Origin of the sequence: Streptomyces longispororuber (genome assembly GCF_014656095.1) — a bacterium.
In the GTDB taxonomy this organism is placed as follows: domain Bacteria; phylum Actinomycetota; class Actinomycetes; order Streptomycetales; family Streptomycetaceae; genus Streptomyces; species Streptomyces longispororuber.
In genome coordinates this window covers 1-10,977 of the sequence record NZ_BNBT01000211.1, presented here as the reverse complement: position 1 = coordinate 10,977, position 10,977 = coordinate 1, and the positions used below count along the sequence as shown (strand labels likewise).

General features: G+C 75.1%; 8 protein-coding genes and 2 pseudogenes. 4 read left to right on the top strand and 6 right to left on the bottom strand.

Features of this window, described 5'->3' with window-relative positions:
* Positions 1–285: pseudogene (locus IE330_RS35710) on the top strand (DUF6345 domain-containing protein); the annotation flags it as partial.
* A gap of 26 nt (positions 286–311) precedes the next feature.
* Here IE330_RS35710 and IE330_RS35705 read toward each other — a convergent pair.
* The 3 genes from IE330_RS35705 to IE330_RS35695 form a co-directional block, all read right to left on the bottom strand.
* The gene (locus IE330_RS35705; RefSeq protein ID WP_190140338.1) at positions 312–1,733 is read right to left on the bottom strand and encodes an amino acid permease; all 1,422 of its coding nucleotides are present in this window, start codon (positions 1,731–1,733) and stop codon (positions 312–314) included.
* 83 nt (positions 1,734–1,816) lie between these two features.
* On the bottom strand, positions 1,817–4,024 hold the full coding sequence (locus IE330_RS35700) for a phage holin family protein (RefSeq protein WP_373314813.1): 2,208 nt from the start codon (positions 4,022–4,024) through the stop codon (positions 1,817–1,819).
* Between the two features lie 1,147 nt (positions 4,025–5,171).
* On the bottom strand, positions 5,172–5,723 hold the full coding sequence (locus IE330_RS35695) for a hypothetical protein (RefSeq protein WP_190140336.1): 552 nt from the start codon (positions 5,721–5,723) through the stop codon (positions 5,172–5,174).
* 93 nt (positions 5,724–5,816) lie between these two features.
* On the opposite strand from IE330_RS35695, the gene IE330_RS35690 reads away from it, so the two are divergent.
* A complete protein-coding gene (locus IE330_RS35690) occupies positions 5,817–6,587 on the top strand; it encodes a transposase (RefSeq protein WP_190140335.1) in 771 nt (256 codons plus the stop codon).
* 514 nt (positions 6,588–7,101) lie between these two features.
* On the opposite strand, the gene IE330_RS35685 is transcribed toward IE330_RS35690, so the two are convergent.
* Positions 7,102–7,533 carry a recombinase family protein gene (locus IE330_RS35685; protein ID WP_190140334.1) on the bottom strand — a complete coding sequence of 144 codons (432 nt, stop codon included), beginning with the start codon at positions 7,531–7,533 and terminating at the stop codon, positions 7,102–7,104.
* An 82-nt stretch (positions 7,534–7,615) separates the two neighbouring features.
* Here IE330_RS35685 and IE330_RS35680 point away from each other — a divergent pair, with 82 nt between their 5' ends.
* Entirely contained in the window at positions 7,616–8,401 is a 786-nt protein-coding gene (locus IE330_RS35680) for an MBL fold metallo-hydrolase (RefSeq protein WP_229926162.1), read from the top strand.
* On the top strand, positions 8,401–9,015 hold the full coding sequence (locus IE330_RS35675; RefSeq protein ID WP_190140339.1) for a DedA family protein: 615 nt from the start codon (positions 8,401–8,403) through the stop codon (positions 9,013–9,015). The genes IE330_RS35680 and IE330_RS35675 overlap by 1 nt, the downstream gene beginning before the upstream one ends.
* Before the next feature lie 19 nt (positions 9,016–9,034).
* Here IE330_RS35675 and IE330_RS35670 read toward each other — a convergent pair whose 3' ends face one another.
* Together IE330_RS35670 and IE330_RS35665 are read right to left on the bottom strand one after the other, a co-directional pair.
* The gene (locus IE330_RS35670) at positions 9,035–10,270 is read right to left on the bottom strand and encodes an MBL fold metallo-hydrolase (RefSeq protein ID WP_373314814.1); all 1,236 of its coding nucleotides are present in this window, start codon (positions 10,268–10,270) and stop codon (positions 9,035–9,037) included.
* A 290-nt stretch (positions 10,271–10,560) separates the two neighbouring features.
* Positions 10,561–10,977: pseudogene (locus IE330_RS35665) on the bottom strand (pyridoxal phosphate-dependent aminotransferase); the annotation flags it as partial.

Here is a 10,977-nt window from a genome sequence, read left to right as displayed (position 1 = left end):
GGCGCGGCGGCCCCGGCGGCGGGCGACCCGCAGGAGGCCCTGGCGGCCGCGCAGCACCGCATCCTCGCGGAGCTCGCGGTGCGGGGCGCCCGCGACGACGACCACCCGGCGGCGGTCCCCCCGGAGCGGCAGCCGGTGGCCAGGGACGTGCCGGGCACGTTCCGCGTGGGCTACGAGGTGGAGGGCAACGAGGCCTACCCGGCCGCCCGGAAGCTGATCGAGATCGGCTCCGCGGACGGCAGGTTCGTGACCCGGCGCTGGGTGACGGCGCCGCTCGCGCGGTGAGGTGACCCCCCGGGCGTGCGTGCCCCTCAGCCTGAGTGGTCGGCGGCCCGCTGCTTGCGGGCCGCCATCCACGCGTACACGAGGACGCCGGCGAAGAGGAAGAGCACGCCCTGGTAGACGGCCGCGTACCCGGCCCCGGCGACCAGCCACAGCGAGAACCCGAACGCGGCGGCGGCCAGCACCGCGTCGCGCACCAGGCGCCGCCGGTCGACGCGGTCGCGGCGGCCCGAGGCGAGGAAGTAGATCTGCGCGGCGGTGGCGAGCAGGTAGGGCACGGTGGCCGTGAACGTCGTGACGAGCACGAGGACCTCGAAGACCCCGGACGGCCCGGCCGTGTAGTTGTACACGGTCAGGAGCCCGGCGAGGACGACGGTGACGAGGACGCCGACGGTCGGCACGCCGCGCCGCTTCACGGCGAAGGCGCTCGGGAACAGGCCGTCCTTGGCGGCGGCGTACGGTGCCTGGGCGCTGAGCAGCGTCCAGCCGTTGAGCGCGCCGACCATGGACACCAGGGCGGCGAGCGCCACGGCGGTGCCGCCCCAGGAGCCGCCGAACATGACGTTCACGGCGTCGGAGAACGGCGCGGTGGAGGCGGCGAGCTTGTCGTGCGCGACGGTGCCGAAGACGGCGAGGGTGCCGAGCAGGTAGACGAGGGCGGCGCCGAGGGTGCCGAGGACGGTGGCGCGGCCGACGTTGCGCCGCGGGTCGCGCACCTCGCCCGCGCTGACGGCGGCGGACTCCACGCCCAGGTAGGAGAAGAGCAGGATCGCGGCGGACGCGGACACCGCGCCGACCGGGCCCTCGTCGCCCGCCTGGAACGGGCCGAGGTTCGCCGGGTCGAAGAAGAACAGCCCGCCGACGGCGACGAGGAGCAGCGGCAGGAACTTCAGCACGGTGGCGACGAGCTGCACGGCGCCCACGTACCGCGTCCCGGCGAGGTTGGCGAGCGCGGGCAGGAACTGCAGCGTGAGCGCGGCCAGGCAGGCGCTCCACTTGTGGTCCGCCACGGGGAGCAGCACGTCCAGGTAGCCGACGGCGGCGACGGCGAGCGCCGCGTTCGACACCCAGGTGGTGATCCAGTACGACCAGGCGGCGAGGAAGCCCGCGAAGTCGCCGAACGCCTCGCGGGCGTAGACGTACGGGCCGCCGGTGCGCGGGTCGCGTGCGGCGAGCCGGCCGAAGACGAGGGCGAGCGCGATGGCCCCGGCGGTCAGGATCGCGAAGGCGGCCAGGCTGATGGTGCCGAAGGGCGCGACGGAGGCCGGGAGCAGGAAGATGCCGCCGCCGATGATGTTGCCCATGACGAGGCAGGTGGCGACGGGGAGCCCGAAGCGGCGGGTGCCCGTCCCGCGGGCGTCCGGGGTGCTCCGGTCACCGGCGTCCGGGGCGGGTGCCGGGTCCTGCTGGTGGGCCGGAGCCGGCGAAGGTGCGGTTCCGGTGTCGTGCATGGGGTGGTGCGCCTCTCGTCGTGCCAGGGCCCGGGGTCACCGGGCGCCGCCCATGGTGGGGCACCGGAAAACGCTCCGCCAAATCACTGCGTTTTGTCCTGTACGACCTGGCCGGAGGCCGGAAAAGCTGTCGGGGCCGGACCATCCGGAAGGCGATCATCCGCGGGTGTGACGCGCGGCACGTCGAGCCCCTGGTCCTCGCGCAGCCAGCGCCGCAGGACCTGGTGCACCGCCTCCGCGCCGACGAGTTCCGCGCCGTCGGCGACGGGCGGCGTCAGGGCGCGCGGCCAGAGCAGGAAGGGCCGGGTCTGGGCGCCGCCGAGGCCGCCGTGCGAGCCGATCTGCTCCTCGAAGGCGAGGACGTCGCCGTCCAGCGGGTCGTACCAGGAGTTGACCATGATGTCGGCGGCGTGCGGGAAGGAGTCGGTGCGCCGCACGGCGTCGGCGGCGCCGGGGCCGAAGTCGGCGAGCGGGCCGAGGGCGGCCGGGGTGGGGGCGTCGCCCAGCTCGTCGAGGGCGACCTCCGCGCCGTGCGCGCCGAGGACGAGGGGGCCGCGCTCCGCGCTGCGGACGAGGACGAAGCCGATGCCCGGGTGGTTGGCGAGGGCCGGCAGGAGCGCGGGGTGGCGGCGGTCGATCTCCTCGCGCGTCATGCGGTGCGGGACGTCGGGGAAGGAGATCAGCCCGAGGTTCCCCGAGGCCAGCACGATCGGCTCGGCGCGGCGGCGCGGCGGTCGCTCGCCGGGGCCCTCCTCGACGGGCCGGTGCAGCGCGGCCCGCACCGCGCCGCGGGCCTCGGCGCCGGGCGGGTCCTCCCCGGCCCGGACGGAGCCGGGGGCGGGGGGCAGGGTGCGGCGCGCGCGGCGCGGCACGGGCAGGCCGCACCCGGCGCGCACCAGGTCGCCGAGGGTGAGGCCGTAGCGGGCGCGGAAGGTCTCGCCGGGGCTCTGGCCGTGGTCGGAGAGCAGGACGAGGCGGTAGGGCCGGGGCGCGTGCTCCACGGCCTGCGCGATCAGCGCGACGGACCGGTCGAGCCGCCGCAGCACCTTCTCGGCGTCACCGCTCGCGGGCCCGGAGTGGTGGGCGACCTCGTCGTACGCCACGAGGTCCGCGTACACGGCGGCGCGCCCGGCGAGCATGTCGCCGATGACGGCGGCGACCACGACGTCGCGCTCCACGACGGTGGCGAAGGCGCGGATGAAGGGGTACAGGCCGCCGCGGCTGACGCGGGGGCGGCGGCCGCTCAGCCGGGCGCGGGTCGACTCGCCGATCTCGCGGCCGACCTCGGCGACGAAGGACAGGGCGGTGCGGACGGCGTTGGCGGGGTCGGAGAAGTACGCGAAGTAGCCGGCGCGCGAGCGGTGCTCCTTGCCGCGCCGGGCGGCCACCGACAGGACGAGGGCGAGCTGTTCCGCGCCGCCGCTGAAGAGGTTGCCGCGGCTGGCCCCGTCGGCGGTGAGCAGGCCGCCGTGGCCGGTGCGGGCGACGGCCCGGCGCTGCAGCTCCGCGGCACAGGCGGGCCGGTTGGACACCATGACCTCGCCGGTGTCCTTCTCGTACCAGCGGAAGGCGGGCACGTCGTGGTTGCTGCCGTGCAGGATGCCGAGCTGGCTGGCGCCGGTCTGGCTGGACCAGTCGGTGCGCCAGGGGGTGAGCCGGTGCGTGGGGCGCGGGGCGGGGGCGCCGGGGCGCTCCGGTACGCCGAGCCAGCGGCCGACGGTGGGCATCAGGCCCTTGCGGACGGCGTCGCGCAGGGCGTCGTACCCGACGCCGTCGAGCTGGAGGAAGACCGTGCCCGGGGTGCTCGGGCGGTGGGCCCCCGCGTCGCGGCGGCGGCGCCGGTCGGCCAGGCGGTACAGGCGGCGCCGGTAGGCGTCGTCGTCGCGGACGGCGAGCGCGCCGCCGGTCGCCGACGCGGCCAGCGACATCACCGCGGCGACGACCACGGCGGTCTCGGCGTTCGCGTCGCCGCGGCCGTCGGGGATGAGCCGCAGCGCGAGCAGCAGCAGCGAGCCGTTCAGGAAGAACGTGAGCAGGCCGAGCACCAGCGCCGGTACGAGCAGCAGGGCGCGCACGAGCAGGGGCCACACCAGCGCCGACAGCAGGCCGAAGGCGCCGGCGCCGAGGGCCGCGGTGACGGCGATGCGGGTGGCGCTGTCGCCGTCGTCGGACTGGAGCTTGAAGTCGGGCAGGGCGCCGGCGAGGACGAGCATCGTGAGCGTGCTCACCGCCCACACGGCGATCACGCGCGCCAGGCCGCGCCCCACTGTCCGCCACCCACCACCACGCACCGCGCCCCGCCCACCTCACGTCCGACGACCCCCTCCAGCCTGTCACAACCCCCACCCCACCAGGACCGAACCCTCCGGGGGGCGGGGGTGGGGCCTCTTTGAGGCAGGGCCGAGCCTTTCCTGGGGGGGCGGGGGTGTGCCTTTCCCGGGGGCCGGGGGTGGGCCTTCAGCGGAGCCTGGCCCGAATTCTCCGCCGGGGCCGGGGCCGGGGCCGGGCCTCCCGCGGGGCAGGGGTTGAGCCTTCCGCGGGGCCGGGGGTGGACCTTCCCTGGGGGCCGGGGTGAGCCTTCCCCCGGGGATCGGGGGTGGGCCTTTCCCGGAGCCGGGCCTCCCGCGGGGCCGGAGGGGAGCCTTCTGCGGGGGCCGGGGCCGGGCTTCCCCCGGGGGCCGGGGCCGAGCCCTCAGCGGAGCCAGGGCCGACCCCTCCGCCGGGGCCGGGGCCGGGCCGAGCCCCTCCGCCGGGGCCGGGCCGAGCCCCGGCGCGCTCTGTGCCGTGGCGCGCGGCCCGCCTGCCCCGAGCGAACTCGCCCACCCACCCGCCCGTGACTCCCCGGTCCCCAGCAGGGCCTGCGCCCACCCTCCACAACGCACTCCCCCACCCACCCCGTAACCCCCCGACCGAACCACGCCACGCGGCCACCGGCCCCAGGAGCCCGCGTTCCGTTCCCCGCAGCGGAGCGGGCGGACAGCCCGGGAGGACCTGCCGGACAGCGCCGGTCTTGGCCGTTCTGCGGGGGTGATAGCTGGGCGGGGCGCTGCCGCGCAACGGCCCCAGAGGGCTGCCCGGACAAGAAGGAGCGGGTCGGCAGGAGAAAAACCACCGCACAGCGGCCCCAGCCGACTGCCCCAGGCAAGTGAGGGCGAACGAGCGAGAGAAGAACCGCCCCACAGCGACCCCAGGGGGTCGACCCAGGGAAGTGAAGGCGGGGTGGGCGGCAGAAGAGTCGCCGCGCAACGGCCCCAGGCGGCCGACCCAGACAAAGGAGGGCGGGCGGGAAAGAAGCTGCCGGGCAATGGCTTCGGATGGCCAGCCCAGACAGGAAAGGGCGAACGGGCGGGAGAAAGGCCACCGCACAGCGACCCTAAGGGCTGTCCCGCAATGATCTTGGCTCTGAGTACGGAGCACCCTGAAGAGCCGGTGAGGTGCTCAGCCAGTGGTTTGTGAGGTGTTCAGGGACCGGGCGTAGTCGGCGAGTGTGCGGAAGTCGTTCTCCCGTAGGCCGATCCGTGGGTTGACGTGGTGGAGGAGCCCGGGACCTTGGTGGTGGGCGGCCACGTACGACTGATCCAGCTCGCTCTGCTCGTCGTCCACCCAGGCGAAAGGACGGCCGTCTGCGTAGTCCACCAGCGGCCCGGTCTTCCAGTGGACTCCATCAGGGCGTTCCTGGAGCAGGACGTCGCCGAAGTCCACGAAGGGAAGTTCCGGAAGGCCGAGGACCGGTGCGATCCACCGGTTGGCGTCGTCCATCCATGTGGTGGCCCAGCACAGTTCGAAGCCGAGCTGGAGCAGGGTTCGTCCGTGCTCCGGGTTGAGCCAGACACGCAGGGGGCGTCGTCGGGAGGAGAGGCCCCTGTCGTCCTCATGGGCATCGTTCCGGGGGGCTCTGAGTGTGGTGTAGCCGTCGGGGCGCCTCTCCGGCTTGGCCGCGTAGGGGTTGAGCGGCCCGTCTACGTCGAGGAACAGCAGTGGTCGGTTCACGGTTTCCCCCGGTCTTGCGCACTGTGGCCTGCCCCGATCAGCGTAACTGTGGGATTGTCTCGGCGTTGGGCCGGTCTGAGTGATGATCACGATGTGGCGAGTGTGATCACGGCATCGGAGCCGTCATGGATAGCCCCGTTCGCGAGGCTGAGCCCGCGCAGTTTCGACAAGTCACTGACCACACTGCGGCGCGATGGAGCAGATGTGGTCCACCGGGGCCGGCCGTGGAGTCTGCCGCTGGAGGACCGGGTGTTGCTGGTCACGACGTACTGTCGCATCAATCTGACGTTGCGGCAGCTCGCTCCGCTCTTCGGCGTCTCGAAGTCGACGGCCGGCCGAGTCATCACCCACCTCGGACCCCTACTCGCACTCCAGCCCCGCAAGCGATTCGCCAAGGACGCCGTGCTCATCGTGGACGGCACCCTGGTGCCCACCCGCGACCACACGATCGCCGAGCGGTCGAAGAACTACCGGTACTCCACCAACCATCAGGTCGTCATCGATGCCGACACCCGGCTGGTCGTCGTGGTCGGCCGGCCGCTCGCCGGGAACCGCAACGACTGCAAGGCGTGGGAGGAGTCCGGCGCCAAGGACGCCGTCGGCAACACGGTCACGATCGCCGACGGCGGCTACCCGGGTACCGGATCGGTCATCCCGCATCGCCGCGAGCGTGGCCAGAGTGACCTCCCGGACTGGAAAGAGGAACACAACAAGTCCCACAAGCAGGTTCGAGCCCGCGTCCAGCACGTCTTCGCCCGCATGAAGACCTGGAAGATCCTCCGCGACTGCCGCCTCAAAGGCGACGGCGTCCACCACGCCATGCTCGGCATCGCCCGGATGCACAACCTCGTTCTCGCTGGTTAGGCAAGCGGGCCGCACCGCGGCCACCGTGCCCGAGGCGACTTCAAGATCTTCGCGGGACAGCCCTTAGGCGGCCGACTCAGGCAAGAAAGGGCGGACAGGTAGCAGAAGAACGCCGCACAGCGGCCCCGGGCGGCCGTGCCAGGCAAAGCAGGGCAGGCGTGGAACAAGCCGCCGGGCAACAGCCCCGGATGGCTAGCTCAGACACGAAGGGCGGGCGGGTGGGGGAAAAGCTGCCGCGCAGCGGCACCGGGTGGCTGGCCCAGGCAAGTAAGGGCGGGCGGGTGGGAGAAGAGCCGCCGCGCAGCGGTACCGGGGTGTGGGGCCGGGCGAGTGAGGTGGGCGGGTGGGAGAAGAGCTGCCGCGCAGCGGCACTGGGTGGTTGGCCCGGGCGAGTGAGGGTGGGTGGGTGGGGGAAGAGCTGTCGCGCAGCGGTGCCGGGGTGTTGGGCCGGGGTGAGCTGGTGTGCGGTGGCTGGGGCCGGGGCGGGGGGCCGTGGGGCGCCCAGGGGCGAGGGTCAGCAGCCGTCGTACCCCGCCGTAGGCATGGACAGCCGACGGTGCACGCGGGCCTTCATGCGGGAGTCGTAGCACGGCTCCTCGAACCCCGCGGTCTCGATCCGCACGCCGCGCCGCGCGCACTCCGCGGTGAACTCGTCGGCGTTCCGCAGCGCCCGCTCGAGGACCCGGCGGCACGGGACCACGAACAGGTCGACGAGGCCCGCGTCGACGTCGTTCCAGAAGACGGCGTGGTCGGCGCGCAGGCCGTGCACCACGAGCTCCCGGGTGACGACGTAGCCGTGCGCGGCGGCCCACCGCGCGCACATGGCGTGCTGGCTGCGGGAGTCGACGAGGAACGGGTCCAGGTCCAGCTCCTCCAGAGGTGTCAGGCTGGCGATGGCCGCGACCCGCACCGCGCGGGCGGCGTCGCCCCGGCGGGTGTTTCCCATGGCGTCCCCCTCACCTCTGGCGTCAGCCGACGACACTACTCCTGGCCGTAGGCTCGGAGACAGTCACACGAAGGAGGAACGAGTGCGGCCGGACGTCACGGTCACATGGTGGGGCCACGCCACCTGCACGGTGGAGGACTCCGGGACGCGCGTCCTGACGGACCCGCTGTTCGCGCGCCGCCTCGCGCACCTGCGCCGCCGCCGGGGGGCCGTACCGCCGCCGCGCGCCGCGGCGGCCGACGCGGTGCTCGTCTCCCACCTGCACGCCGACCATCTGCACGTGCCGTCCCTCGCGCGGCTCGCGCCCGGCACCCTCGCGCTGGTGCCGCGCGGCGCGGCCCGCTCGGTGCCGGGCCTGCGCCGCCTGACGCACCTGCGGTTCACGGAGGTCACGCCGGGCGACGAGGTGCCGGTGGGCGACGCCGGTGTCGTGGTGCGGGTCGTGCCCGCGCTGCACGACGGCCGCCGCCTTCCGGTGGGCCCGCGCCGCTCCCCCGCGCTCGGCTACGTCGTCCAGGGCGCGGCCCGGACGTACTTCGCCGGGGACACCGGCCTCTTCGACGCGATGGCCGAGGAGGTCGGGGACGTGGACGTGGCACTGCTCCCGGTGGGCGGCTGGGGCCCCTTCCTGGGCCACGGCCACCTCGACCCGGCCCGCGCCGCCGAGGCCCTGGCGCGGCTCGCGCCGCGCAGCGCGGTGCCGGTGCACTACGGCACGTACTGGCCGATCGGCATGGACGCGGTGCGGCCGCACGAGTTCCACGCGCCGGGCGACGAGTTCGTACGGCAGGCCGCGCGCCGGGCGCCGGACGTGGCGGTGCACCGGCTCGCGCACGGCGAGAGCGTCCGGCCCGGGGCCGCGCGATGATGCTCGCCGCCGCGACCCAGGTGACGCCGGAGTCCACGCAGCAGGCGGTCGGCTACCCCTCGCTGTTCCTGCTGGTGGTGGTCGGCGCGCTGGTGCCGGTGGTGCCGACGGGCGCCCTGGTCAGCTCGGCGGCGGTGGTGGCCCTGCACCGGACCGACACGGCGCCGTTCGCGCTGCTCGTCGTGTTCGGGGTGGCGGCCCTGGCGGCGTTCACCGGTGACATGGGGCTGTACTGGCTCGGGCAGCGCGGCATGCGCTCGCGGAACGGTTCGCGCTGGATGGCGGCGATCCGGGACCGGGCGCCCGAGGAGCGGCTCGCCCGGGCGCAGGAGAAGCTCCGGGACCACGGGGTCCTGGTCCTCGTCCTGTCGCGCCTCGTGCCCGCGGGCCGCCTGCCCGTCATGCTGGCCTGCCTGCTGGCCCGGATGCCGCTGCGCGGGTTCGCCCGCGGCAACCTCCCGGCCTGCGTGGCCTGGGCCGTGACGTACCAGCTCATCGGCATCCTCGGCGGGGCCCTGTTCGATGAGCCCTGGCAGGGCGTGGCCCTGGCCGTCGGCCTCACCCTCGCCATCAGCGCGACCCCGGCCCTCTGGCGCCACCTGCGCCACGCGTGAGCCGAGCCCCGGCCGGGGCTCAGCGCTCCAGGACCCGCGACCCGCCCACCGGCAGGTCCCACAGGTCCGCCGCGTCGAGCCCGGCCGCCGCCCAGGCGGCCCGCACCCGGTGCAGCGGCTCCAGGACCGGCTCCGCCGACAGCAGGAACGTGCCCCAGTGCATGGGCGCCATCCGCCGGGCGCCCACGTCGAGGAAGGCCCGGACCGCCTCCTCGGGGTCGCAGTGCACGTCCCGCAGCCACCAGCGGGGCTCGTACGCGCCGATGGGCAGCAGCGCGAGGTCGATGCCGGGGTGGCGCTCCCCGATCCGCGAGAACCAGTGGCCGTACCCGGTGTCGCCCGCGAAGTACACGCGCTGCCCCTCGCCGTCGGTGAGCACCCAGCCGCCCCACAGGCTGCGGCAGGTGTCCCGGAGCCCGCGCTTGGACCAGTGGTGCGCGGGCACGAAATCGAACCGTACGCCGCCCAGCTCGGCGGCCTCCCACCAGTCGAGTTCCGTCACGCGGGTGAAGCGCCGCCGCGTGAACCAGCGGCCGAGACCGGCGGGTACGAACACCGGTGTGTCGCGCGGCAGCCGTCTGAGGGTGGGCGCGTCCAGGTGGTCGTAGTGGTTGTGGCTGATGACGACGGCGTCGACGCGTGGCAGCGCGCTCCAGGCCACGCCGACGGGGGTGACCCGGGCGGGGGTGCCCAGGATGGTCCGGGACCAGACGGGGTCGGTGAGGACGGTGAGGCCGCCGATCCGTACGACCCAGCTCGCGTGCCCGGCCCAGGTCACCGCGACCGTACGGGCGTCGACGCGGGGCAGCGGGCCCGGCGCGAAGGGCAGCCGCGGGATGTCGGCGAGCCCGGCGGGACCGGGCCGCAGCGCGCCCTCCCGGGCGAACCGGGCGAACGCACGCAGCCCCGGCAGCGGCGCGGTGAGCCGGTCCGCGAACGACTTGGGCCACAGCCGGGGCGTCCCGCACACCCGTGGCGGCGGAGCGACCGGGGGGCGGGCGGCGGCCCGGGCGCCCGCCCCGGGGCCCGCCCCGGAGCCCCGCCCGGCCCGCGGCGTCGCGCCCCGGCCCCCGCCGCCGGTCCGGGTGCGCTCCCGCCCGGCGGGCGCTCCGCGCTCCGCGCCGTCGACGCGGGCGAGCACGGGTTCCGTCGGTCCGGTGTCGGTCCGCGTCCCGGTGTCGGCTCTCGGGGACCGCTTCGTGTCTGTGTCCACGTCGGTGGCCGCGGTCGTGTCCGTGGTCGTGGCCGCCGTCACGGTCGCGGTCGTGGCCGCCGTCGCGGTCGTGCCGCTGTCCGTGAGCGCGTCGGTCTCCGTCTCGGTCTCGATTTCGGTGTCTGTGTCGGTGTCGGCCTCGGTGTCCGTGCCGGTGTCCGTGACCGCGTCGGTCTCCGTTTCGGTGTCGGCCTCGGCCTCGGTGTCCGTACCGGTGCCGGTGTCCGTACCGGTGCCGGTGCCGGTGCCGGTGTCCGTGACCGTGCCGGTGTCCGTGGCCGCGTCCGTGCCGGTGTCGGTGGCCGGGTTCCGGGGCTGAGGGTGTGTCTGCGTCACCGGGGAGGCTCCCATCGCTGTGCTTCCGCGCGGAGGCCGTCGAAGGCCCGTCCAAGTGTGGTCAACGTCCGTTTCACCTGTGGCAGTTCCAAGGGGTCGGGGGCGGTGAGGGCGCGGCCGCGCTCCTCGGCCGCGGTGCCGAGGAGGGGTCCGGTGGACAGCCGTACGCGCAGGGCGCCGATGTCGTCGCCGAAGCGGTGGCCGCCGGGCGCGGGCAGGCCGAGCCGCTCCTGGAGGTGGTCCTCCAGCTCCTGCGCGTCCGTGACGCCGCGCGCGGCGAGCGCGGGCCGCAGCGGGCCCAGGTCGACGTACAGGTGGCGGCCCGCCACCGGGGGCCGGGCGAGCGCGCCCGCGCCGGTCACGGTGGACCGGAGCGCGGCGGCCAGGCGCGCGTCCAGGCGGACCGCGGCGGC